This is a genomic window from Shewanella livingstonensis (assembly GCF_003855395.1).
In the GTDB taxonomy this organism is placed as follows: Bacteria; Pseudomonadota; Gammaproteobacteria; order Enterobacterales; family Shewanellaceae; genus Shewanella; species Shewanella livingstonensis.
This window is the reverse complement of record NZ_CP034015.1, coordinates 430,411-454,156: the sequence shown is the minus strand read 5'-3', so window position 1 is coordinate 454,156 and position 23,746 is coordinate 430,411. Positions and strand designations below refer to the sequence as shown.

Annotated in this window: 24 protein-coding genes, 1 tRNA gene and 3 rRNA genes; 6 read left to right on the top strand and 22 right to left on the bottom strand. The window is 43.6% G+C overall.

Annotation, left to right across the window (positions count from 1 at the left end):
- Positions 1-16 precede the first annotated feature (16 nt).
- The 10 genes from EGC82_RS02145 to EGC82_RS02100 form a co-directional block, all read right to left on the bottom strand.
- Positions 17-1,291: a CinA family nicotinamide mononucleotide deamidase-related protein gene (locus EGC82_RS02145; RefSeq protein ID WP_124729293.1), complete on the bottom strand. Its 1,275-nt coding sequence runs from the start codon at positions 1,289-1,291 to the stop codon at positions 17-19.
- 363 nt (positions 1,292-1,654) lie between these two features.
- Positions 1,655-1,879, bottom strand: a complete 225-nt coding sequence (locus EGC82_RS02140; RefSeq protein WP_124729292.1) for a helix-turn-helix domain-containing protein — start codon at positions 1,877-1,879, stop codon at positions 1,655-1,657.
- Between the two features lie 190 nt (positions 1,880-2,069).
- Positions 2,070-2,146: transfer RNA gene (locus tag EGC82_RS02135), tRNA-Asp, on the bottom strand.
- Positions 2,147-2,240: 94 nt separating this feature from the next.
- Positions 2,241-2,356, bottom strand: a 5S ribosomal RNA gene (gene rrf, locus EGC82_RS02130).
- A gap of 147 nt (positions 2,357-2,503) precedes the next feature.
- Positions 2,504-5,408, bottom strand: a 23S ribosomal RNA gene (locus EGC82_RS02125).
- Between the two features lie 390 nt (positions 5,409-5,798).
- Positions 5,799-7,341, bottom strand: a 16S ribosomal RNA gene (locus tag EGC82_RS02120).
- Together the 16S, 23S and 5S rRNA genes with 1 tRNA gene alongside form the textbook arrangement of a ribosomal RNA operon.
- A 534-nt stretch (positions 7,342-7,875) precedes the next feature.
- Positions 7,876-8,415 (bottom strand): TlpA family protein disulfide reductase, encoded by a 540-nt coding sequence (locus tag EGC82_RS02115; RefSeq protein ID WP_124732535.1) that lies wholly within the window; start codon positions 8,413-8,415, stop codon positions 7,876-7,878.
- 60 nt (positions 8,416-8,475) lie between these two features.
- Entirely contained in the window at positions 8,476-8,958 is a 483-nt protein-coding gene (nrfF, locus tag EGC82_RS02110) for a heme lyase NrfEFG subunit NrfF (protein ID WP_124729291.1), read from the bottom strand.
- Entirely contained in the window at positions 8,958-9,512 is a 555-nt protein-coding gene (locus EGC82_RS02105) for a DsbE family thiol:disulfide interchange protein (protein ID WP_011635673.1), read from the bottom strand. Before EGC82_RS02105 ends, nrfF begins: the two co-directional genes overlap by 1 nt.
- A 16-nt stretch (positions 9,513-9,528) precedes the next feature.
- Positions 9,529-11,499, bottom strand: coding sequence for a heme lyase CcmF/NrfE family subunit (locus tag EGC82_RS02100; RefSeq protein WP_124729290.1), 1,971 nt, complete (start codon positions 11,497-11,499; stop codon positions 9,529-9,531).
- A 415-nt stretch (positions 11,500-11,914) separates the two neighbouring features.
- Here EGC82_RS02100 and ccmI point away from each other — a divergent pair, with 415 nt between their 5' ends.
- Positions 11,915-13,168 (top strand): c-type cytochrome biogenesis protein CcmI, encoded by a 1,254-nt coding sequence (gene ccmI / locus EGC82_RS02095; RefSeq protein WP_124732534.1) that lies wholly within the window; start codon positions 11,915-11,917, stop codon positions 13,166-13,168.
- A 95-nt stretch (positions 13,169-13,263) separates the two neighbouring features.
- Here ccmI and EGC82_RS02090 read toward each other — a convergent pair whose 3' ends face one another.
- Positions 13,264-13,557: a c-type cytochrome gene (locus tag EGC82_RS02090; RefSeq protein WP_124729289.1), complete on the bottom strand. Its 294-nt coding sequence runs from the start codon at positions 13,555-13,557 to the stop codon at positions 13,264-13,266.
- Between the two features lie 324 nt (positions 13,558-13,881).
- Here EGC82_RS02090 and ccmA point away from each other — a divergent pair, with 324 nt between their 5' ends.
- From ccmA to ccmE, 5 genes are read left to right on the top strand one after another with little or no spacing between them, the layout of a single operon-like run.
- Positions 13,882-14,532, top strand: a complete 651-nt coding sequence (gene ccmA / locus EGC82_RS02085) for a cytochrome c biogenesis heme-transporting ATPase CcmA (RefSeq protein WP_415837604.1) — start codon at positions 13,882-13,884, stop codon at positions 14,530-14,532.
- 9 nt (positions 14,533-14,541) lie between these two features.
- Entirely contained in the window at positions 14,542-15,228 is a 687-nt protein-coding gene (ccmB, locus tag EGC82_RS02080; RefSeq protein ID WP_011635668.1) for a heme exporter protein CcmB, read from the top strand.
- Positions 15,229-15,975, top strand: a complete 747-nt coding sequence (locus tag EGC82_RS02075; protein WP_124729288.1) for a heme ABC transporter permease — start codon at positions 15,229-15,231, stop codon at positions 15,973-15,975.
- Positions 15,975-16,187, top strand: coding sequence for a heme exporter protein CcmD (gene ccmD / locus EGC82_RS02070; protein WP_124729287.1), 213 nt, complete (start codon positions 15,975-15,977; stop codon positions 16,185-16,187). Before EGC82_RS02075 ends, ccmD begins: the two co-directional genes overlap by 1 nt.
- Complete coding sequence (gene ccmE, locus EGC82_RS02065) at positions 16,171-16,656, top strand: cytochrome c maturation protein CcmE (protein ID WP_124729286.1); 486 nt, start codon at positions 16,171-16,173, stop codon at positions 16,654-16,656. The genes ccmD and ccmE overlap by 17 nt, the downstream gene beginning before the upstream one ends.
- A 1,122-nt stretch (positions 16,657-17,778) precedes the next feature.
- Here the strand turns inward: ccmE and rplQ are convergent.
- The 11 genes from rplQ to rplR form a co-directional block, all read right to left on the bottom strand.
- Positions 17,779-18,174, bottom strand: a complete 396-nt coding sequence (gene rplQ, locus EGC82_RS02060; RefSeq protein ID WP_011635664.1) for a 50S ribosomal protein L17 — start codon at positions 18,172-18,174, stop codon at positions 17,779-17,781.
- Positions 18,175-18,214: 40 nt separating this feature from the next.
- Positions 18,215-19,204: a DNA-directed RNA polymerase subunit alpha gene (locus EGC82_RS02055; protein ID WP_124729285.1), complete on the bottom strand. Its 990-nt coding sequence runs from the start codon at positions 19,202-19,204 to the stop codon at positions 18,215-18,217.
- Between the two features lie 24 nt (positions 19,205-19,228).
- Positions 19,229-19,849 (bottom strand): 30S ribosomal protein S4, encoded by a 621-nt coding sequence (gene rpsD, locus EGC82_RS02050; RefSeq protein WP_124729284.1) that lies wholly within the window; start codon positions 19,847-19,849, stop codon positions 19,229-19,231.
- A 32-nt stretch (positions 19,850-19,881) separates the two neighbouring features.
- Entirely contained in the window at positions 19,882-20,274 is a 393-nt protein-coding gene (gene rpsK / locus EGC82_RS02045; RefSeq protein ID WP_011635661.1) for a 30S ribosomal protein S11, read from the bottom strand.
- A 17-nt stretch (positions 20,275-20,291) separates the two neighbouring features.
- Positions 20,292-20,648, bottom strand: a complete 357-nt coding sequence (gene rpsM, locus EGC82_RS02040; RefSeq protein ID WP_124729283.1) for a 30S ribosomal protein S13 — start codon at positions 20,646-20,648, stop codon at positions 20,292-20,294.
- A 116-nt stretch (positions 20,649-20,764) separates the two neighbouring features.
- Positions 20,765-20,878: a 50S ribosomal protein L36 gene (gene rpmJ, locus EGC82_RS02035; RefSeq protein WP_011635659.1), complete on the bottom strand. Its 114-nt coding sequence runs from the start codon at positions 20,876-20,878 to the stop codon at positions 20,765-20,767.
- Between the two features lie 23 nt (positions 20,879-20,901).
- Positions 20,902-22,242 carry a preprotein translocase subunit SecY gene (gene secY / locus EGC82_RS02030; protein ID WP_124729282.1) on the bottom strand — a complete coding sequence of 447 codons (1,341 nt, stop codon included), beginning with the start codon at positions 22,240-22,242 and terminating at the stop codon, positions 20,902-20,904.
- 7 nt (positions 22,243-22,249) lie between these two features.
- Entirely contained in the window at positions 22,250-22,684 is a 435-nt protein-coding gene (gene rplO / locus EGC82_RS02025) for a 50S ribosomal protein L15 (protein ID WP_011635657.1), read from the bottom strand.
- On the bottom strand, positions 22,684-22,872 hold the full coding sequence (gene rpmD / locus EGC82_RS02020) for a 50S ribosomal protein L30 (protein WP_011635656.1): 189 nt from the start codon (positions 22,870-22,872) through the stop codon (positions 22,684-22,686). The genes rplO and rpmD overlap by 1 nt, the downstream gene beginning before the upstream one ends.
- A 6-nt stretch (positions 22,873-22,878) precedes the next feature.
- Positions 22,879-23,382, bottom strand: a complete 504-nt coding sequence (rpsE, locus tag EGC82_RS02015) for a 30S ribosomal protein S5 (RefSeq protein WP_011494651.1) — start codon at positions 23,380-23,382, stop codon at positions 22,879-22,881.
- Between the two features lie 12 nt (positions 23,383-23,394).
- Positions 23,395-23,745, bottom strand: a complete 351-nt coding sequence (gene rplR, locus EGC82_RS02010) for a 50S ribosomal protein L18 (RefSeq protein ID WP_011635655.1) — start codon at positions 23,743-23,745, stop codon at positions 23,395-23,397.
- Position 23,746: the final 1 nt, after the last annotated feature.

Here is a 23,746-nt window from a genome sequence, read left to right as displayed (position 1 = left end):
GCAAGCTAGCATAAACTTACTTGGCGAACCGAGTTATTGATGGGTAATCAACTATGACAGCTTCATCAAGTAATGCACGTCGAAGCATATCGTAAGCAATAGCTGTACTCATACTGCGAACAAGCTGGCGCGAGCGTTTTGGTAATTTAACCATTTGGCTGTATACCCCCTGTTTTGTTGCCAACGCAATGGCAACGGTTCCTACCGGCTTATCATCGGTTCCACCGTCAGGGCCAGCAATACCGCTCGTCGCTAATGCAAAGTCACTGTCTAAAATAGCCCTTACGCCTTGCGCCATAGCTTCAACCGTAGGAATAGAAACCGCGCCATGATCGTCCAATATCTGTGGGTTAACTCCTAAGACTTTCACTTTAGACTCATTACTGTAAGTCACTAAACCGTGATGTAAATATGAAGAACTCCCCGCAAAGTCAATCAACTGACTGGTGATCATCCCACCAGTGCAAGACTCAGCCACACTTAAACTCAAACCAGATTGATATAAACGATGATGGATCTCAGCGGCCAATGTCGGACGATTGTCAGCAACTACCGCAGTACCAAGTAACGCTTTTACTTGACGGGTAACGTCAGGCAAATGGCGAATAGCTTTGTCACCACGAGCAAAAACCTTAATTTCTATGTGGGGCATTGATGAGCGATAACCTAACTCAATACCTTCCGGCAAAATCACCTCGGACAAGGTATCAGCCAAAGATGATTCACCATGGCCAATCGTCAACAGTTTTTCTAAGGCTGACTTTTGTTGAACACCATACTCCTGAGTAATAAAAGGAATAAACTGTTCGGTGATCATATGCTTCAATTCAAATGGCACGCCTGGAGTAAAAAATAGCCACGCGTTATTTAACTTTACTCTAAAGCCACAAGCTGTACCGACAGGGTTATCAACCATAATTGCCGAAGCCGGTAACCAGGCTTGCTTTAAATTACTCTTAGCCATAACGCGATTATTACGAGTAAACCAGTCTTCTAAATGTTCACGCCATTGAACATTCTCAACAAGCTCTTCACCCTTAGCCTTAGCCATTGCTAATGCGGACATATCGTCACTGGTCGGCCCCAAACCACCATTAACAATAATCACATCAGCATGCTTGCTACGCTCTTGGAATACAGCAATGAGATCATCCATTCTATCGCCAACGGTTACTCGATGTTGCATCTCGATACCCAACTCCATCAAGGTATTAGCAACCCAAGCAGCATTGGTATCAACTATCTGACCTGATAAAACTTCTTCACCTGTACAAATCATTTCTAACTTCATCGTAATTCCTCATCCCATCCAATTGGCACTAACTTAGGCGACCAATATGTGAATGGCAAGAAAATAGATCGATATGATAGGAAATTAGATCATAAGTAGATGAATGGATTACAACAATTCAACAGATGTAACTCAAAAATTTAAATGAAATAGATAGATAAACAGTTATTGTTTAGCAATCTCTAAGCTGTAGTAGACAAGTGTTGATAATATTGAGGGATATAATGAGCTTTTATAAATAACATCAATACCAAAAGACTAATTTTTAAAGCAACATCAAGATAAGAAATCGTGCTATTACTATTGATTTATTCCAATCCGAGACTGTAACTAGTTTTGTGTAACTGCTTATCAAAACGTACTCTATTGAGAGTTAAAGATAGGCAGATACTCATGAATAAAAAAGATATTGAAGCTTTTATGAGCATTTGTCGAGATCATGTTGGCTTTCAAACCATCAATGCCAGAATTTAAGTAGTTTTTAACCCATTCATTGACACTGCGACGACTTACCGTTAGTTGGCGAGCAACTTGAGCACGATTGTGACATTCTAAGAAGCAAGAGATAGCCAAAATGCGAATACGCATACGGGCGTCTTTTTCTGATATTGATAATTTAACGAGTTCAATAGATGTGTAATTTTTCACTGAATAGAATAATTTGAAAATGATGAGTGTATTAGATCATAATTTAATACGGATCGGTACATGGTCTTGACGCATTTGACCAAATTGCAGACACAAAAAAGCCTCGTCTAAGACGAGGCTTCTATGTAATTGGCGGAGCGGACGGGACTCGAACCCGCGACCCCCGGCGTGACAGGCCGGTATTCTAACCAACTGAACTACCGCTCCTTTAGCAAATTGCTTACGCACGATGCTAAATCTTTTTAAGTCGCTGATATGTCACTATCAGTAGACTTTCTCTTTCGTAAAAGAGAAATTAGGCGCCTGGAAATGACCTACTCTCGCATGGGGAGACCCCACACTACCATCGGCGATACTGTGTTTCACTTCTGAGTTCGGAATGGGATCAGGTGGTGCCACAGCTCTATGGTTTCCAGACAAATTTGCATATCTAACACACTAACTCTTCATTAGGCATTAAATAATAATTCGGAAAGCTGATTGCTTCTATCTTACTTTGAGTCTCTTCACACCGTTTAAGCGCTTCATTCTAACACTAAGGTCAGTAAAACCCATCTGGGTTGTATGGTTAAGCCTCACGGGTCATTAGTACAAGTTAGCTCAACGCCTCACAACGCTTACACACCTTGCCTATCAACGTAGTAGTCTCCTACGGCCCTTTAGAGAGCTTAAAGCTCTAGGGATGACTCATCTTGGGGCTCGCTTCCCGCTTAGATGCTTTCAGCGGTTATCGATTCCGAACGTAGCTACCGGGCAATGCCATTGGCATGACAACCCGAACACCAGCGGTTCGTCCACTCCGGTCCTCTCGTACTAGGAGCAGCTCCCCTCAATCATCCAACGCCCACGGCAGATAGGGACCGAACTGTCTCACGACGTTCTGAACCCAGCTCGCGTACCACTTTAAATGGCGAACAGCCATACCCTTGGGACCGACTTCAGCCCCAGGATGTGATGAGCCGACATCGAGGTGCCAAACACCGCCGTCGATATGAACTCTTGGGCGGTATCAGCCTGTTATCCCCGGAGTACCTTTTATCCGTTGAGCGATGGCCCTTCCATTCAGAACCACCGGATCACTATGACCTACTTTCGTACCTGCTCGACGTGTATGTCTCGCAGTTAAGCTGGCTTATGCCATTGCACTAACCGTACGATGTCCGACCGTACTTAGCCAACCTTCGTGCTCCTCCGTTACTCTTTGGGAGGAGACCGCCCCAGTCAAACTACCCACCAGGCACTGTCCTCAACCCCGATAAGGGGCCAGAGTTAGAACATCAAAACTACAAGGGTGGTATTTCAAGATTGACTCCACTCAGACTAGCGTCCAAGCTTCAAAGTCTCCCACCTATCCTACACATGTAGGTTCAATGTTCAGTGCCAAGCTATAGTAAAGGTTCACGGGGTCTTTCCGTCTAGCCGCGGGTATACGGCATCTTCACCGCAATTTCAACTTCACTGAGTCTCGGCTGGAGACAGCGTGGCCATCATTACGCCATTCGTGCAGGTCGGAACTTACCCGACAAGGAATTTCGCTACCTTAGGACCGTTATAGTTACGGCCGCCGTTTACCGGGGCTTCGATCATGAGCTTCTCCGAAGATAACCCAATCAATTAACCTTCCGGCACCGGGCAGGCGTCACACCGTATACGTCATCTTGCGATTTTGCACAGTGCTGTGTTTTTGATAAACAGTTGCAGCCACCTGGTATCTGCGACTGCCGTCAGCTTAGGGAGCAAGTCCCATCACCAACAGCAGCGTACCTTCTCCCGAAGTTACGGTACCATTTTGCCTAGTTCCTTCAGCCGAGTTCTCTCAAGCGCCTTGGTATTCTCTACCCGACCACCTGTGTCGGTTTGGGGTACGATTCCTACTAACCTGAAGCTTAGAAGATTTTCCTGGAAGCATGGCATCAACTACTTCATCACCTTAGTGACTCGTCATCAGCTCTCAGCCTGTACATTAAAGTACGATTTCCCGGATTTGCCTAAGAAATCAACCTACCACCTTAAACGCGGACTACCAACGCCGCGCTAGCCTAGCCTTCTCCGTCTCTCCATCGCAGTTAGCAGAAGTACAGAAATATTAATCTGTTTCCCATCGACTACGCCTTTCGGCCTCGCCTTAGGAGTCGACTCACCCTGCCCCGATTAACGTTGGACAGGAACCCTTGGTCTTTCGGCGAGGGAGTTTTTCACTCCCTTTATCGTTACTCATGTCAGCATTCGCACTTCTGATACCTCCAGCGTGGGTTACCCCTTCACCTTCAACGGCTTACAGAACGCTCCTCTACCGCGCACTTCTAATGAAATGCACCCGTAGCTTCGGTGACTAGCTTAGCCCCGTTAAATCTTCCGCGCAGGCCGACTCGACTAGTGAGCTATTACGCTTTCTTTAAATGATGGCTGCTTCTAAGCCAACATCCTAGCTGTCTAAGCCTTCCCACATCGTTTCCCACTTAGCTAGTACTTTGGGACCTTAGCTGACGGTCTGGGTTGTTTCCCTTTTGACAACGGACGTTAGCACCCGCTGTCTGTCTCCCGAGTAGTACTCATTGGTATTCGGAGTTTGCAAAGGGTTGGTAAGTCGGGATGACCCCCTAGCCTTAACAGTGCTCTACCCCCAATGGTATTCGCTCGAGGCGCTACCTAAATAGCTTTCGAGGAGAACCAGATATCTCCGAGTTTGATTGGCCTTTCACCCCCAGCCACAAGTCATCCGCTCATTTTTCAACATAAGTCGGTTCGGTCCTCCAGTTGATGTTACTCAACCTTCAACCTGCCCATGGCTAGATCACTCGGTTTCGGGTCTACACCTTGCAACTAAACGCGCAGTTAACACTCGGTTTCCCTACGGCTCCGCTATTCGCTTAACCTCGCTACAAAATGTAAGTCGCTGACCCATTATACAAAAGGTACGCAGTCACGGTCTCAAGAACCGCTCCCACTGCTTGTACGTATACGGTTTCAGGTTCTATTTCACTCCCCTCACAGGGGTTCTTTTCGCCTTTCCCTCACGGTACTGGTTCACTATCGGTCAGTCAGGAGTATTTAGCCTTGGAGGATGGTCCCCCCATATTCAAACAGGATGTCACGTGTCCCGCCTTACTCGTTTTCATCTATGGTTAGTTTTCATGTACGGGGCTATCACCCTGTGCCGCTGTGCTTTCCAACACATTCCACTAACACCCCATAGACTTAAGGGCTAATCCCCGTTCGCTCGCCGCTACTAGGGGAATCTCGGTTGATTTCTTTTCCTCCGGGTACTTAGATGTTTCAGTTCCCCGGGTTTGCCTCATAACGCTATGTATTCACGTTATGATGACCACTTATGTGGCCGGGTTTCCCCATTCGGATATCGTTAGCTCAAATGCTTATTACTAGCTCGCCAACGCTTTTCGCAAGTTATTACGTCCTTCATCGCCTCTGACTGCCAAGGCATCCACCGTATACGCTTGGTCACTTAACCATACAACCCAAATGAGTTTCACACTCTTGAATTAACAAGAGAAGAACTCTGGGTCATATCATGACCAGCTGGTTTTTACTTGTCTCACTCCCGACCAGGAAGTGGACTCGCCTTAGTCTTTTAGAATATTCAAGACACTTAAACAGTGTATTGAGAACTCAAGTGTTAATGCTTTCGCATTAACGTTTTTCGCACTAACATAATCACACAAACGACAACGAATCATCATCCATGCGCCTTTAGTTAGTACTATCAGCTTTCCAAATTGTTAAAGAACAATGCTAACCGGCTCGCGGCGCATTTCACTCTACTTCCGAAGAAGTTAACAAGTAATCTGTGTGAACACTCACATGCATCGCTGCACTTTAGGTATTGAGTTAGTCGTATAGGTAAGGAGGTGATCCAGCCCCAGGTTCCCCTAGGGCTACCTTGTTACGACTTCACCCCAGTCATGAACCACAAAGTGGTGAGCGTTCTCCCGAAGGTTAAACTACCCACTTCTTTTGCAGCCCACTCCCATGGTGTGACGGGCGGTGTGTACAAGGCCCGGGAACGTATTCACCGTGGCATTCTGATCCACGATTACTAGCGATTCCGACTTCACGGAGTCGAGTTGCAGACTCCGATCCGGACTACGACGTACTTTGTGAGATTAGCTCCACCTCGCGGCTTTGCAACCCTCTGTATACGCCATTGTAGCACGTGTGTAGCCCTACTCGTAAGGGCCATGATGACTTGACGTCGTCCCCACCTTCCTCCGGTTTATCACCGGCAGTCTCCCTAGAGTTCCCACCATTACGTGCTGGCAAATAAGGATAGGGGTTGCGCTCGTTGCGGGACTTAACCCAACATTTCACAACACGAGCTGACGACAGCCATGCAGCACCTGTCTCACAGTTCCCGAAGGCACAAGTCCATCTCTGGTCTCTTCTGTGGATGTCAAGAGTAGGTAAGGTTCTTCGCGTTGCATCGAATTAAACCACATGCTCCACCGCTTGTGCGGGCCCCCGTCAATTCATTTGAGTTTTAACCTTGCGGCCGTACTCCCCAGGCGGTCTACTTAATGCGTTAGCTTGGGAGCCCAGTGACTAAGTCACCAAACTCCGAGTAGACATCGTTTACGGCGTGGACTACCAGGGTATCTAATCCTGTTTGCTCCCCACGCTTTCGTGCATGAGCGTCAGTCTTTGTCCAGGGGGCCGCCTTCGCCACCGGTATTCCTCCAGATATCTACGCATTTCACCGCTACACCTGGAATTCTACCCCCCTCTACAAGACTCTAGTTCGCCAGTTCCAAATGCAATTCCCAGGTTGAGCCCGGGGATTTCACATCTGGCTTAACAAACCGCCTGCGCACGCTTTACGCCCAGTAATTCCGATTAACGCTCGGACCCTCCGTATTACCGCGGCTGCTGGCACGGAGTTAGCCGGTCCTTCTTCTGTAGGTAACGTCACAGCAATGTGCTATTAACACATCACCTTTCCTCCCTACTGAAAGTGCTTTACAACCCGAAGGCCTTCTTCACACACGCGGCATGGCTGCATCAGGGTTTCCCCCATTGTGCAATATTCCCCACTGCTGCCTCCCGTAGGAGTCTGGGCCGTGTCTCAGTCCCAGTGTGGCTGATCATCCTCTCAGAACAGCTAGGGATCGTCGCCTTGGTGAGCCATTACCTCACCAACTAGCTAATCCCACCTAGGTTCATCCAATCGCGGAAGGCCCGAAGGTCCCCTCCTTTCCCCCGTAGGGCGTATGCGGTATTAGCAGTCGTTTCCAACTGTTATCCCCCTCGACTGGGCAGATCCCTAGGCATTACTCACCCGTCCGCCGCTCGTCACCTCAGAAGCAAGCTCCCTTGTGTTACCGCTCGACTTGCATGTGTTAGGCCTGCCGCCAGCGTTCAATCTGAGCCATGATCAAACTCTTCAATTAAAGTTCTTTTGACACATCCCCTTAAGAATGTATCGGCTCAATGAATTCTGATTTTGTTTTCTAAATCCCGAAGAACCTAGATAACGTTTGTACATATTACTATGAACACTCATCGTTGCATTGAGTTTAAATTTTTTGATTGCCAACATTCCGAAGAACAGAAGACAATTTCGAATAACTCAATACCTGTGAATGTCCACACAGATTTCTTGTTTAGATTGTTAAAGAACGTGATGTCGATTTTTCAGACATCGCCATAAGACGCTAGGTCGTTGGCTTGGGGTGCGTATTCTACGCTTTCCCGTGTCGGCGTCAAGTGTTTTTTCAAACTTTCTTTTCGCCTTGAATTCAGTGTTATTAACCACTTAACTCAACCCAACTCGGTGACCGCTTTCGCTGTCTGCCGTGTCAGTGGATGCGCATTATAGGCAACACAAGATTTTGTGCAACCCCTTTTTAAAGATAAAAGGATCGCTTGGCGATCTTTTCACCAAAAGCGATCCATTTTCGTATTTTAAGTTATATTCTGACTGTTTATTGTGCTTTTTTAGTGTTCTGACGAAACTGTTCAAGAAAAGTAATCACATTTTTATCATCCCAATCAACATATGAACGTACATAGGCCACCAGCTCACCTTGTTCATTTAAGATAAAAGTAGCGGGAATCGTATCAAGTGGGAAAACATCACGGAGTTGTTGTTGTGGATCAAAATACGAATTAAATGTAGCTAACCCAAGAGATTCTAAAAATGGCTGCACAATTGTCACTGCTTCGGCATCAATAGAAATCGGTAATAGTGCAAAATGTTCTGCATCTAAAGTTTGATGTAATCGATTGAGTGCTGGAAGTTCTCTAACACACGGAGGACACCAAGTTGCCCAAAGGTTAATGACAACCACTTTTCCTTTATATTGTTCAAAGTTAACCGGCTCACCAATAAGATCAGTAAAATCAACTAAGGCTATAGGGAATGGTTGCGGCAGTATGTTTATTCGCTCAAGTGTTGAATCAGCGGTTTGCTCAGCCGCAGCTTGCATGCCTGGGTATGCATTTACCACACTTGCAATACCCATAAGAAAGAAGCTCGTGAAGATAAATGCAAACCACTGTTTCAAAGTTAATACTCCAGTCTGTTATTTAGATGTCTTATTACGATTTAATAACACATCTAATTCAGCTTGCTGCTCTGCCGACAAGGTAGTGGACTCAGATGCTTGGATCCGTTGCTTTCGTACAAAGATAAAACCAATAAGAAGACCCAAAATAAGTAGCCCAAATGGACCAAGCCATAAGAGATATGTTTTCGAGTCTAACTTAGGATTGTACAAAACAAAGTCGCCATAACGGCTGGTCATAAATTCAATAATATCTGAGTCTGACTTACCGCTATCGACCATCGTATACACTTCAAGACGTAAATCTTGCGCAACAGGAGAATTTGAATCAACTAAATTTTGATTCTGACATTGCGGACAACGCAATTGATGCGCTAGTGCCAATGCTCTTTGCTGATTCTCTACCGATTGAAACTCATAAGTATCGACAGGTGTCGCCATTACAGTCAAAGTAAACAGCAAGCTCGTGCAAGCCAACATTATTTTAAATATGAATTTCATTATGATGCTCCATCAACTTTAGCTTCAGCTTGCAATTGCTGGATCATCGGATACAAGGTTTGTGTCCATACCGTTTGGTCTATAGGACCAGCATAGCGATAACGGATAATACCGTTATGATCAACGATGAAGGTTTCTGGTGCACCGTAAACCCCAAGATCAAGGCCCAAACGACCATCTTTATCAAAGATGTTAACTGTGTATGGATCGCCTTGAGTGGTTAGCTCTTTTACAGCTAATGCTCTCTCATCACGATAATTGATACCATATATGGGTAACAAGTTTCGCTTAGATAGCATCATCAAATAAGGATGTTCATATTTACATGCTGGACACCAAGTTGCCCAAAAGTTCAACATTGACACTTTTGCAGGGAGATCTTTTTCAGTCAAGACCTCACTAGGCACTTCTAAGCGCTCAAGTTGGAAAGCCGGAACTGGCTTTCCTTCTAATGCTGAATCGAGCACTTTAGGATTCAAAAATAATCCTTTATATAAAAACACGCCCATACCTAAAAATATGACCAGAGGTATAAACAGCACAAACTTCTTCATAATGTCTCCGAGTTAATTAAGCTGTCGCTAATTTTTCTTTTACTGCATCTTCTGTAACAACCTGCTTTACACGATAGCGCTTATCAGATGCTGCAAGGAAGCCACCAATCATCATAAAGATTGATCCAAACCATAACCAACGAACAAAAGGTTTATAATTAAGACGCACAGCAAACTCAGTTAAACTTATCGGGTCACCCATAGTCACATATAAGTCGCGGAATAATCCCCAGTCAATACCTGCTTCGGTCATATCCATCGTACGCACATTGTACTGACGGCGGTCAGGTTTCAATAAAGTGATAAATTCATCATCTTTATAAATCTCGATCTGGCCTTGTTGCGCAGTATAGTTAGGGCCAACAACATTTTTAGTTTCTAAATACTTAAATGTATAACCCGCCAACTCTTGGCTTATACCAGGTCCCATGCGAACGCTTTTTTCAATCGAGTAATTTGAGACAATGGTTGCCCCCATTACCGACACAGCAATACCGAAGTGAGCAAATAACATTCCGAGCTGACTACGCCCCATTCTATTAAGACTGATGCCACCTTCTTTACTGCTAACCATATTATAAGCAGCGCGTAGGGTTGATAGCATAATCCACGTTGTCGCAGCGACACCGCACATTACCCAAGCATTAAACTGGCCACCAGCAACAAATGGAGCCGCAACGCCAACAACTAAGGCAATAATAGCTGGGATGAGTAATTGCCTTTTAATTTCACCGGCTTTAGATTTCTTCCAGCGAATAATAGGGCCAATTCCCATAAAGCCAAATAGCACTAACACGATGGGCACGAATACGGCGTTAAAATATGGAGGACCAACAGAAATCTTGCCCATACCTAATGCATCAATTAATAAAGGATAAAGTGTACCCAGTAAAACAGTTCCTGCAGCTACTGTGAGTAACACATTACAAATAAGTAGCATAGTTTCTTTCGATTTAAGCTCAAATCGAGCTGGACTGCTCATTTCGCTGGCGCGGAATGCAAATAAGGTTAATGAGCCACCGATAGCAATACCTAATAGCAACAAGATAAACAAACCACGGCTTGGATCGGCTGCAAATGAATGCACTGACGTTAACACGCCAGAACGCACAATAAAGGTACCGAGTAAACTTAACGAGAAAGCAAAAATAGACAGTAATACGGTCCAATTGCGAAATGCACCACGTTTTTCAGTCACGATTAATGAGTGTACTAATGCAGTACCCACTAACCATGGCATGAATGACGCATTTTCAACTGGATCCCAGAACCACCAGCCGCCCCAGCCTAATTCGTAATATGCCCACCAAGAACCTAATGAAATACCACCGGTTAAAAATATCCAAGCAGCTAATGTCCATGGTCGACTCCAGCGAGCCCATGCGGAGTCGAGTCTGCCACTCATAAGGGCGGCAATAGCAAAAGCAAAACAGACCGAGAAACCAACATAACCCAAATACAGCATTGGCGGGTGGAAGATTAAACCAACATCCTGCAGCATTGGGTTTAAATCTCGCCCTTCTAGAGGAATAGGGAATATCCGTTCAAATGGGCTAGAGGTTAGGATCATAAATAAACTGAAACCAACAACAATCATCGCTAAAACAGATAACACCCTTGCAGTAAAGACTTCTTCTAAGCCTTTGCTAAATAGTGCCACTGAGGCTGTCCATACAGACAACGCGAATACCCAGAATAGTAATGAACCTTCATGGCCACCCCATACTGCCGCAATTTTAAAAAATATTGGTAGTTGAGAATTGGAATGATGGGCGACATAAGCCACAGAAAAATCATCAACAGCAAAGCTGTACCCTAGCGCAATAACTGACAGACTGATGAAAAAAAACATTCCGTATGTCAGTGGCCAAGCGTAGCGAACGAGATACTGATCTTTACATGCGGAACCATATAACGGCACGCTAGCTAGCAGCAGGGCAAAAGCCAAACCGAGAATTAGCGAGAAATGTCCAAGTTCTGGAATCATGGGTATTCCTTAGTCTAAAAAATGAGCGGATCTGAAACAAACAAATCACGGCAGTACTAATTAATGCGGTGAAACTAATATACGCACATTAGCTTAAACGAATTTTAACGCATTTTAGAACTTGCGATGGCTTCTGTCTGCCATTTTCGTACAAATTTGGGTCACTAGTCTCATTATGAGCATCTATTCAATCAAAACGAAAACTAGAACAACCAGTCTGACATGATTACCTTAACAAAGTTTCGCTATGAGTTAGATGAACAATTCAATCTGTGAACCAGTACGCAACTCTCAGGATTTGGATTCATATCTTCCTTATATTACTATTCAATTAATAATCTTTACGTATAATCAAGATCCCAAGCACTGCGGTAAAGCCGCTTTCTCTGTTAACCTAAAAGTGAATATTGAAACAATGACCACATTTTGGATATTTATTGCGCTTGTCGTACTCATCGGCCTAATCATGATTTGGGTTCCACATTTTCGCCAACAAAAACTGCTGCAAGCAGAAGAGTCTGGTGTTCGTAGACAAACTAACCTTGAACTTTTTGCTGAACGTTTATCTATTCTTGAAAAAGAATTACATGATGAACTGTTAGATAAAGTCGAATTTGAAGCATTAAAGAAAGAACTAGAGATCAATCTACTTCAAGACATGAGCCAAAAAGGTGACGATTCTCTTGATGTAGAAATCAAATCAAAAACTGTGTTGTGGCCTACGTTTATGACCATTTGCTTATTAGGTGTTTCAGGTTACTTATACCAACACCTCGGTGCTTACAAAGAATTAGCTAATCCTCCACAAGCGAGTAATCCACATCAAGGTATGGATCCGGCGCAAATTATGTCGCAACGGGTACAGATGATGGAAGCTAAAGTGCAAGCACAACCAGACGATAGCCAAGGTTGGTTTAGCCTTGGACATGCTTATATATCTGCCAACCAATACGATAAAGCCATAGGCGCATTTGATAAGGTCATGGAGCTTGTCGGTACGCAAGCTGAACTCCTTGGACCTAAGGCGACAGCGCTATACTATAAAGCTAATCAACAGATGTCGCCGGCTATTCAAGCTGTTATTGATCAATCTTTAGCCTTAGACCCACAAGACCCCTCAACTCTACTTCTTGTTGGTATGGATGCATTCTTTACCGCTGACTACAAAAAAGCAATCAATGCTTGGCAGATGATCTTAGACAGCGATCGTGATGATGTTGACAGAACAGCACTAATGAACGCAATTGAGTCTGCAAATATGCGCCTTAATGAAGGATCTGATTCAATACAAAATGGATCAACTGAAAAATCAGCCGTTACTAACAGTGCTAAAACAGTCGCTATTGAAGTTTCTATTGCCCCAGAACTGGCTGACAAAGTAGCAGATACCGATACAGTATTTATTTTCGCACGTTCAACCCAAGGATCTAAAGTACCGCTAGCAGCGACTAAAATCAGTGCCAGTAGTTTACCTGTCACCATCACACTTGATGACAGTACTTCTATGGGGGGTGATGTAAAACTAAGTTCTGTCGGAGAAGTAGAAATCATTGCGGTACTGTCAAAAAATGGCAGTGTTAAACCACAAACAGGTGACTTAAAGGGTACCATTAAAGCCATCAAAGTGGGTGAGAATGCCGCATTAACCCTAGATACTTTAGTGCAATAACAAGCGGTGACATGAGTAGTGTTATAACTTAACATCACTCATATTAACCCATAAAAAAACCGGCTATTAAGCCGGTTTTTTGGTCTAGTTGAAAACTACTTAGACATAAACTGAATTGCGTTTTTGTAATCTTCATCAGTACAGTCAGTACACATACCACCTGGTGGCATTGCGTTTAAACCTGACTTAACCGAACCCACTAAGGTATCTAAACCTTTCGCTAGGCGTGGTTCCCAAGCAGCTGCATCATGGACTTTAGGCGCTCCGGCCACGCCCATGCTGTGACATACTTGACACGCTTTATTGTAAATAGCTTCACCTTCTTGAGCAAATACATTTGCAGACAAAGTTAAGGCAGCTACTGCAGTCATTGCTAACAATTTTTTCATATTCATCGTTCCTAATTGCAAATATACAAAGCTTAACGCTGCCCTTTGATTTAGAAGGCAGACTCATTTTTAGCAGTACTAGATTACTACAAATAGCAAAAAAACTCATCTTTTTGTGATAACAATCTCAGCTTAGGCCCTAAATCAAGACAAACTGTGTAGTTCAGGTAATATATTAGCAATCATTAAAAAAGTTCAAACTATATGTCCTTTTTTGGAACCATATCAAATTGCTAGCACTTAATCAGTGACAAAGCTAAACCGGTAAAAGTGTTTGTGTTAATATCTTTTTGAATTCATCCTCACGCAAAATAAGAGGGATAAGTGACCATAACAAACCAATCACAAGTACTATTAAGTGCCAACGAATTAACCTGTATTCGCGAAGAGCGCATTTTATTTGATGAGCTGAGTTTTAATATTAATGCAGGTGACATTGTCCAAATTGAAGGCCCTAATGGTGCAGGCAAAACCAGTTTATTACGAATCATCGCCGGTTTGTCACGTCCTTATGCGGGTGAAGTTGAATATAGTGGTGAAAACATCAATCGCTGTAGAGACGAGTTTAACCACGATCTCTTGTACCTTGGGCACCTAGCCGGTGTAAAGAGTGAGCTCACCGCAGAGGAGAATCTTAACTTCAATTTAAGAATTAGTGGCTATGATGATTTCGATACGACAGCCATTTTATCGAAAGTCAATTTAACTGGTTTTGAAGAAGCGCTTGCTGGTCATTTATCTGCAGGGCAACATCGACGAACGGCATTAGCAAGGTTACAACACAGCAATTGTAAGATATGGATCCTTGATGAGCCTTTTACCGCAATTGATAAAAAAGGTGTAGAAGAGCTAGAGCAGCTTTTTATTCAACATGCAGGATCGGGTGGGTGTGTAATATTAACCACACATCAGGATATGAGCATTATTAATGATGCCATGTTGCGAAAAATTACTCTCGACTATCGCTTTGTATAAGGTATTTGAATGAAACGAGGAATCAGTTACACCACCGCATTCATGACGCTTTTGCAACGCGATTTAAGAATTGCTATTCGCCATCGCGGTGATATTTTTAACCCGCTGTTATTCTTTATTTTAGTAGTCACTCTTTTTCCGCTAGGAATCGGACCGGAGCCTCAAGTTCTTACTAGAGTAGCACCAGGTATCATATGGGTAGCAGCCTTACTTGCTTCGATGTTGTCATTAGAGCGATTATTTAAAGCTGATTACAACGATGGTAGCTTAGAACAAATGTTACTGAGCCCGCAACCATTAGCATTAATGGTGTTAGCAAAAGTACTTGCGCATTGGATATTAACCGGTGTGCCATTAATTTTAGTTGCACCATTACTCGCAGTACTGTTGCATTTAGAAGACAATAGTTATGGAGCACTAATGTCGACATTAGCATTAGGTACACCAATATTGTCATTACTGGGTGCCATAGGTGTTGCGTTGACCGTTGGACTTCGAAAAGGAGGAGTGCTACTAAGCTTACTCATTCTTCCTTTATATATACCTGTGCTTATTTTTGCCACGAGTGCGATAGATGCTGCAGGACTTAATATGGCTTATGATGGTCAACTTGCAATACTTGCCGCAATGTTGGTCGGTTCTTTAATCTTGGCACCTTTCGCTATTGGCGCCTCTTTACGTGTGAGTACAAACTAAATGTGGAAATGGCTACATTCTTATGCTGACCCTGAACGGGCATATAAATTGTCTGGTACCTTGTTGCCATGGTTTAGTGTTCTGGCAATATTACTCGTCGGTACTGGCAGTATTTGGGGGTTATTATTTGCCCCGACAGATTACCAACAAGGTGATAGCTACCGTATCATCTTTATCCATGTACCTGCGGCATCAATGTCTATGGCTGCTTATATGGGCATGGCAATTGCCTCGTTCATAGGATTAGTATGGCAAATAAAATCTGCAGATTGGGCTGCGGCTGCCATAGCGCCAATCGGAGCTGTGATTACCTTTATTGCTTTATTAACTGGTGCGGCATGGGGTAAACCGATGTGGGGTACTTGGTGGGTATGGGATGCACGTTTAACCTCTGAACTAGTATTACTATTTCTATATCTTGGTGTCATCTCTCTTTATGCATCATTTGAAGATAAAGTCCTCGCAGCTAGGGCATCAGGTATTCTTGCTATTGTAGGCGTTATTAATATTCCAATTATTAAGTACTCAGTAGATTGGTGGAGCAGCCTACATCAACCATCAACTATTAGAATCACTGAAAAATCGACAATGTCGACGGATATGTTATACCCGCTATTAATCAATATTTTTGGATTTGGTATGATGATCGGTGCGATTACGTTAATCCGATACAGAACCGAAATTCTTGCTCGAAATGGCATGCGTCCTTGGGTAAGAGACTTAGCAACCACAGAGGAGGCAAAGTAATGCAATTTGATTCATTCAAAGATTTTTTAGATATGGGCGGGTATGCATTTTATGTTTGGCTGTCTTATGGTGTGACGTTCGGCTGTCTGGCTACACTGATCACTCTTAGTATCAAACAAAAACGTAAGGTTCTAATTGAAATTGCTAAAAAGATAACGCGTGAACAACGCCTTAAAGAAACAAGAGGTAATAACCGTGAATCCAAGACGTAAAAAGAGATTAACACTCGCCGTGGCATTAATTGCGGGCGTTGCAGCTGTTGCTTCGCTTCTACTGTACGCACTAAATTCAAATTTGAATTTATTCTATACACCATATGAAATTACTCATGGTAAAAACGATACAGGTGTTATGCCGGAAGTAGGACAAAGGATCAGGGTTGGTGGTATGGTCACTATAGGATCCATGAAACGCGATCCAGAGAGCTTACACGTAGAATTTGCAGTGCACGATTCAGCCGGAGGAACTGTGTTTGTAACATATGACGACTTATTACCGGACTTATTTAGAGAAGGCCAAGGGATCGTAGCCCAAGGTGTATTAGTCGAGTCTGGGAAGCTAGAAGCAACTGAAGTTCTCGCTAAACATGATGAAAATTACATGCCACCGGAAGTTGCTGAGGCTATGGGACAAAAGCATGAGAAGCCAACTTATAGCGAGCAGGCTCTTGAAGGAAAATAGATACTTAATATCTTTTATCTAATAATAAAGCCTCTTCGGAGGCTTTATTATATTCAACAATAAAAATTAAAACGACCAAACATTTCAGCACACTAATAACAGAGTCATAAACATACCCAAACACGATAGTGTGACTCTACAATACCATCCCTGCCTTAACGCAATCCAGCCTTAAAGATTACCAAGCCTACTAAATTTAATTCAGTTTTGAAGGATTGACAGCTAGTTGAGCGAGGTAATGACAAGAATATTTTACTCTATTTTCAGTATCAAAACTGTACCATCAATATATAGCTCTATATGAGGGACCTCTATTGCCACTCGGTAATAAACCAAGTTCCGCACTAGTAAGTGACTTGATGATGATTACTATACCAATGTAGATCGAAGCAATATCTATCCCTATGACTTAGTCATTGTATTTTGATGTTAAAGAGATCCTCGCATTGAAGCTAATATCAACAGGATTAAAGGAGTACAAATAAGGATCGTTTTAGAAAAGAATGTTTTAGACTCTACTTGAGTTAGTAAGAATTTTTATTTCTCATAACGGCAGCTAAACAGCTTGAGTTGATATTTTTTATTATGTGATATAAATGTAAACGACAGCCTAAACATAGCTGAATGTCTGGCCAGTGAATCATCCAACCAAATGGAGACGATTAAATTATTCTATGTTAATAGGGAGTATAGTTATATGTTCAACAGATTATTGGATCGTTTAGCAATCATAATAATTTTCACGCCATTTAAGTCTAAGTGAGCATTGAGCAATCTTTAACAATTAATTGATAGTACGCTAATGAATAGTTAAAGGATGGCTGGAACACGTTGTGGCACCCAACAGAAACAATAGTTAGCATGTAATGTGCATTAAGACGTTTTGTTTTGATGTTGATATCTAACGACCTCGAAGGTGCGAAGTTTTTCAGAGAATTGAATGACCGAAAGGAAAATGCCTATTAAATTTAATACATACTGGCATTATGTCACTAGAAAAGGCTACAGATTAAGGACTTAAACAACGAAAGTGACTCTCTAATTAGAGTAATACTTAATTAAATAAAATTAAAAAAGATAAAAAAAACCGAGCAGATGCTCGGTTTTTCGGTGAGTAACTAATTACTCAGCAGCTTCTACTTCAACAGCTTCAGCAGCTTCAGGACGACCTACTAACTCGATGTAAGCCATTGGGGCTTTATCACCGGTACGTAGACCGCACTTAAGAATACGAGTGTAACCACCAGGACGTTCCTGGAAGCGTGGACCCAATTCAGTAAATAACTTACCTACAACTTCAGCGTCGCGGGTACGAGCGAAAGCTAAACGGCGATTTGCAACGCTGTCAACTTTAGCAAGTGTTATTAGAGGTTCAACAACGCGACGCAGTTCTTTCGCTTTAGCAACAGTTGTCTTGATTATCTCATGACGAACTATTGAACAAGCCATGTTACGAAACATAGCTTGACGATGACTGCTGTTGCGGTTTAGTTGACGACCACTCTTACGATGGCGCATGACCTAATCCTTATAACCTAAATCTGTACTAAACTGAGACTTATAGGTCATCTACTAAACTAGCCGGTGGCCAGTTTTCTAGACGCATACCTAACGACAGTCCGCGAGACGCTAAAACATCCTTAATTTCAGTAAGAGATTTCTTACCTAAGTTAGGGGTTTTAAGCAACTCAACTTCAGTGCGTTGTACCAGATCTCCGATGTAATGAATCGCTTCGGCTTTTAAACAGTTAGCCGAACGTACAGTTAGCTCTAAATCGTCGACAGGACGCAGCAAAATCGGATCGAACTCCGGTTTCTCTTCTACAACAGCCTGCTCAGTCACATCACGTAATTCAACAAACGCATCTAGCTGTTCTGCTAAAATTGTTGCTGAACGACGAATGGCTTCCTCAGGATCGATAGTACCGTTTGTGGTCATATCTATCACAAGTTTGTCTAAGTCAGTACGTTGTTCTACACGAGCAGCTTCGACATTATAAGCAATGCGAGCTACAGGCGAGAATGAAGCATCAACCAACAAGCGACCGATTGGGCGATCATCGTCTTCAGTCTGTGCACGAGCCGAAGCAGGCACATAACCACGACCACGCTCAACACGGATACGCATGCTGATGTCATTGTTACCAGTCAAGTGACAGATAACATGATCAGGATTCACGATGGTAACATCACCATCATGCGTGATATCTGCTGCTGTAACAGGGCCTGTGCCGGACTTGCTTAATGTAAGCAAAGCCTCGTCTTTACCCTCGATGGTCACTGCTAATCCTTTAAGGTTAAGCAATATCTCAAGGATATCTTCTTGTACGCCTTCCTTACTGCTGTATTCATGCAGTACGCCGTCAATTTCGACTTCAGTAACTGCACAGCCAGGCATAGACGACAATAGGATTCGACGCAACGCGTTACCTAAGGTATGGCCAAAACCACGTTCTAGTGGCTCTAGTGTAACTTTGGCGCGAGTTGAATTAACCTGCTCAATATCAACGAGACGCGGTTTAAGAAATTCTGTAACAGAACCCTGCATTGTGTCCTCTCTTGTTTGTTAGCCTTACTTAGAGTAAAGCTCGACGATCAGCTGTTCGTTAATATCCGCAGACAAATCGCTACGTTCTGGAACGCGCTTGAAAGCACCTTCCATTTTCGCATTGTCGACTTCAACCCATGTAGGCTTTTCGCGTTGAGAAGCCACTTCTAAAGCCGCTTTAATACGAGCTTGAGTGCGTGACTTTTCACGGATGCTTACAACATCACTCGCAGACACTTTGAATGACGGAATGTTAACAACACGACCGTTAACCATAACAGATTTATGGCTTACTAGCTGACGTGATTCTGCACGAGTAGAACCGAAACCCATACGATAAACGACGTTATCTAGACGGACTTCTAAAAGTTGCAATAGGTTTTCACCAGTATTACCTTTTAGACGTGCAGCTTCTTTGTAGTAGTTACGGAACTGCTTTTCTAGCACACCATAAATACGACGAACTTTTTGTTTCTCGCGAAGCTGAATACCGTACTCAGACAAACGTGGCTTACGTGCGCCATGTTGTCCTGGTGCAGTTTCTAGCTTACACTTCGATTCGATTGCTCTCACACCGCTTTTTAAGAAAAGGTCTGTACCTTCTCTGCGGCTGAGCTTGAGCTTAGGACCCAAGTATCTTGCCATGATCTTTCTCCAACTATCCTATAAACGTAGTGTTATACACGACGCTTTTTAGGTGGACGACAGCCATTATGAGGGATAGGTGTCACATCGGTAATGTTGGTTATTTTATAACCAACAGCGTTCAGCGCACGAATGGCTGATTCACGACCTGGACCAGGACCCTTCACGAAAACTTCAAGGTTTTTAACACCGTAGTCTTGAGCAGCAATACCTGCACGCTCAGCAGCAACCTGTGCAGCGAATGGTGTTGATTTACGTGAACCACGGAAACCAGAACCACCTGAGGTAGCCCATGACAACGCATTACCTTGACGATCTGTAATGGTGACAATTGTGTTGTTGAAAGACGCGTGGATATGAGCCATGCCATCTGCAACCTGTTTACGTACGCGCTTACGCGGAGAACGTGACGGAACTTTAGCCATTTTGGTTTACCTTCCCGTTACTTTCTTATTGGCTTACGTGGACCTTTACGCGTACGCGCATTGGTCTTAGTACGTTGCCCACGAAGGGGCAGGCTACGACGATGGCGGAGACCACGATAACAACCAAGATCCATAAGACGCTTGATGTTCATTGAAATCTCACGACGCAAGTCACCTTCTACGGTGTATTTGGCGACTTCTTCGCGTAGGATATCTATTTGAGCTTCGCTCAATTCCTTGATCTTAGCAGTTTCAGCGATAGCTGTAGACGCGCAGATTGCTCTTGCACGTGTACGGCCAATGCCGAAGATAGCAGTCAACGCAATGACTGTATGCTTTTGATCAGGAATGTTAATGCCAGCGATACGGGCCACTATGCACTCCTTAAAGTTAAAGGCTATCTGCGAAAAGCCCGAAAGGATACTCGACAGACAACAAATTTGCAAACAATATTTTGGTCAGCCCATTATTGAGCTGACCAAACTTCTTTCTAGCCTTGACGCTGTTTGTGCTTAGGTTCAATACAAATAACACGAACAACACCACTACGCTTGACGATCTTGCAATTACGGCAGATCTTCTTAACGGAAGCTCGAACTTTCATTTCATCACTCCGTAAAACAAATCTTATTTACCAAAACGATCTAAGTTCGCTTTGTTAACAAGATTAGCTTTCTTCATCACAGACTCATACTGATGAGACATCATATGGGTCTGAACCTGAGCCATGAAGTCCATGATCACGACTACTATAATTAGTAGTGAAGTACCGCCAAAATAGAACTGTACTTTCCACGCGATTAACATGAACTCCGGAATTAAGCAGATAAAGGTAATATATAACGCACCCGCTAAGGTTAAACGTGTCATCACTTTATCTATGTAACGCGAAGTCTGTTCTCCGGGACGGATCCCAGGAATGAATGCACCACTCTTTTTCAAATTATCAGCTGTTTCGCGTGGATTAAAAACCAACGCAGTATAGAAGAAACAGAAAAAGATAATTGCTGTCGCATACAATAATGAATACAGCGGTTGTCCTGGTGACACAGCTAAAGCAAAATCGCTTAACCATGACATAGACTCATTTTGACCAAACCACTGAGCCAGTGTGCCTGGAAACAAAATAATACTGGATGCAAAAATTGGTGGAATCACACCTGCCATATTAATTTTTAATGGTAAATGTGTGCTTTGCGCTGCAAAAACCTTTCGGCCCTGCTGGCGCTTAGCGTAGTTAACGACGATACGACGTTGACCACGTTCCACAAATACCACTAAATAAGTTACAGCAAATACAATAACAGCGAGCAACAGTAGTACTAATACATTCATGTCACCTTGACGCGCCTGCTCGGCTGTAGAGCCGATGGCCGATGGTAGACCAGCAACAATACCTGCGAAAATCAATATCGAGATACCGTTACCTATACCACGCTCGGTAATTTGCTCACCTAGCCACATAAGGAACATCGTTCCTGTAACCAAACTCACAACTGCTACAAAATAAAAACCTAACCCAGGATTGGCAACTAAGCCAGGCATGAGATTTGGTAACCCTGTAGCAATACCAACAGATTGCAACGTACCCAACACAAGTGTGCCATATCGAGTGTATTGACTGATTTTCTTGCGACCTGACTCACCTTCTTTTTTCAATTCAGCGAGTGCGGGATGCACAACAGTCAACAACTGCATTATGATCGATGCCGAAATATACGGCATGATACCTAATGCGAAGATAGAAGCACGCTCTAAAGCACCACCCGAGAACATGTTAAACATGCCAAGGATGGTATCTTTTTGCTGAGCGAAGAGCTCTGCCAATACAGCTGCGTCAATACCAGGAATTGGCACGAACGAACCGGCTCTAAAGACGATAATCGCACCAATCACGAACAGAAGACGAGTTTTCAGTTCAGATAAACCGCCTTTCGCGCTTTTTAAATCAAGTCCTGGTTTTGCCATCGACGTATTATTCCTCGATCTTGCCACCGGCAGCTTCAATAGCTGCACGAGCACCTTTGGTTACCTTAAGACCTTTTACAGTCACTGGGCGGTCAATGGTACCTGAAAGAACGATTTTCGCAAACTGGATGTTGCGAGTAATAACGTTCGCATCTTTCAGTGCATTCAAATCGACAACATCACCGTTAACTTTTGCTAGTTCGAGTAAACGAACTTCAGCTGTTACCAAAGCGCGACGCGAAGTAAAGCCAAACTTAGGTAAACGAATCTTAAGTGGCATTTGACCACCTTCGAAACCGACGCGAACACCGCCGCCTGAACGAGACTTCTGACCTTTATGGCCACGTCCCGCTGTTTTACCTAAACCTGAACCGATACCACGGCCTACACGCTTAGGAGCAGATTTAGAACCTGCTGCTGGAGATAGAGTATTTAGACGCATTATCCTAATTCCTCCACCGAAACCATGTAGTACACCTTGTTAATCATACCGCGAACTGAAGGAGTATCTTCAACTTCGACAGTGTGATTAATACGGCGTAGGCCTAAACCGGTTAAGGTTGCACGGTGTTTTGGTAAACGACCGATGCTGCTTTTAGTCTGTGTGACTTTTAAAGTTTTAGTAGCCATGGTGCATTACCCCCGAATTTCATCAACATTCAGGCCACGTTTTGCTGCGATTTGAGCTGGTGACTTCATGTGCACCAACGCATCGACAGTTGCGCGAACGATGTTGATCGGGTTAGTAGAACCGTATGCTTTTGACAGAACGTTATGAACGCCTGCTACTTCCAATACGGCACGCATTGCGCCTCCGGCAATAATACCGGTACCCTGTGATGCTGGTTGCATATAAACTTTAGAACCAGTATGGCGACCTTTAACTGGGTGATGCAAAGTACCTGCATTCAACTCCACGGTTACCATATTTCGACGGGCTTTTTCCATTGCTTTTTGAATAGCAGCTGGAACTTCACGCGCTTTACCATAGCCATAGCCGATCTTACCATTACCATCACCCACAACTGTTAGTGCAGTGAAGCTAAAGATACGACCGCCTTTAACTACTTTAGAAACACGATTAACTGCAATCAATTTCTCTTGCAGATCGTCTTTTTGCTGAGCTTCTAATTTAGCCATTTTTATAACCCCTTAGAACTTCAGGCCAGCTTCACGAGCGGCATCTGCTAGTGCAGCTACACGACCATGATACTTGAAACCAGAACGGTCGAACGCAACTGTTGCTACGCCCTTCTCGATCGCACGCTCAGCAACAATTTTACCTACTGCTTTAGCCGCATCAACGTTACCGGTACTCTTTAGTAGCTCTTTAACCGCTTTTTCCACGGTTGAAGCAACTGCCAACACCTGAGCTTCAGGATTGATCACCTGAGCATAAATGTGACGCGGTGTACGATGTACAACCAGACGATTCACGCCCAGCTCTTGGATCTTCTTACGTGCACGTAACGCGCGACGTAAGCGAGATGTTTTCTTATCCATA

Excerpts from the sequence above, each read along its gene's own strand:
- EGC82_RS02090 (WP_124729289.1), bottom strand. The coding sequence starts at position 13,557 with ATGAAAAAATTGTTAGCAATGACTGCAGTAGCTGCCTTAACTTTGTCT.
- EGC82_RS02075 (WP_124729288.1), top strand. The coding sequence starts at position 15,229 with ATGTGGAAATGGCTACATTCTTATGCTGACCCTGAACGGGCATATAAA.
- rpmJ (WP_011635659.1), bottom strand. The coding sequence starts at position 20,878 with ATGAAAGTTCGAGCTTCCGTTAAGAAGATCTGCCGTAATTGCAAGATC.
- EGC82_RS02145 (WP_124729293.1), bottom strand. The coding sequence starts at position 1,291 with ATGAAGTTAGAAATGATTTGTACAGGTGAAGAAGTTTTATCAGGTCAG.
- secY (WP_124729282.1), bottom strand. The coding sequence starts at position 22,242 with ATGGCAAAACCAGGACTTGATTTAAAAAGCGCGAAAGGCGGTTTATCT.
- EGC82_RS02100 (WP_124729290.1), bottom strand. The coding sequence starts at position 11,499 with ATGATTCCAGAACTTGGACATTTCTCGCTAATTCTCGGTTTGGCTTTT.
- rpmD (WP_011635656.1), bottom strand. The coding sequence starts at position 22,872 with ATGGCTACTAAAACTTTAAAAGTCACACAGACTAAAAGCAGCATCGGT.
- EGC82_RS02055 (WP_124729285.1), bottom strand. The coding sequence starts at position 19,204 with ATGCAGGGTTCTGTTACAGAATTTCTTAAACCGCGTCTCGTTGATATT.
- ccmD (WP_124729287.1), top strand. The coding sequence starts at position 15,975 with ATGCAATTTGATTCATTCAAAGATTTTTTAGATATGGGCGGGTATGCA.
- rplR (WP_011635655.1), bottom strand. The coding sequence starts at position 23,745 with ATGGATAAGAAAACATCTCGCTTACGTCGCGCGTTACGTGCACGTAAG.
- rplQ (WP_011635664.1), bottom strand. The coding sequence starts at position 18,174 with ATGCGCCATCGTAAGAGTGGTCGTCAACTAAACCGCAACAGCAGTCAT.
- EGC82_RS02140 (WP_124729292.1), bottom strand. The coding sequence starts at position 1,879 with ATGCGTATTCGCATTTTGGCTATCTCTTGCTTCTTAGAATGTCACAAT.
- rpsD (WP_124729284.1), bottom strand. The coding sequence starts at position 19,849 with ATGGCAAGATACTTGGGTCCTAAGCTCAAGCTCAGCCGCAGAGAAGGT.
- EGC82_RS02115 (WP_124732535.1), bottom strand. The coding sequence starts at position 8,415 with ATGGGTATTGCAAGTGTGGTAAATGCATACCCAGGCATGCAAGCTGCG.
- ccmI (WP_124732534.1), top strand. The coding sequence starts at position 11,915 with ATGACCACATTTTGGATATTTATTGCGCTTGTCGTACTCATCGGCCTA.
- ccmB (WP_011635668.1), top strand. The coding sequence starts at position 14,542 with ATGAAACGAGGAATCAGTTACACCACCGCATTCATGACGCTTTTGCAA.
- EGC82_RS02105 (WP_011635673.1), bottom strand. The coding sequence starts at position 9,512 with ATGAAGAAGTTTGTGCTGTTTATACCTCTGGTCATATTTTTAGGTATG.
- rpsE (WP_011494651.1), bottom strand. The coding sequence starts at position 23,382 with ATGGCTAAATTAGAAGCTCAGCAAAAAGACGATCTGCAAGAGAAATTG.
- rpsK (WP_011635661.1), bottom strand. The coding sequence starts at position 20,274 with ATGGCTAAAGTTCCGTCACGTTCTCCGCGTAAGCGCGTACGTAAACAG.
- rplO (WP_011635657.1), bottom strand. The coding sequence starts at position 22,684 with ATGCGTCTAAATACTCTATCTCCAGCAGCAGGTTCTAAATCTGCTCCT.
- nrfF (WP_124729291.1), bottom strand. The coding sequence starts at position 8,958 with ATGAAATTCATATTTAAAATAATGTTGGCTTGCACGAGCTTGCTGTTT.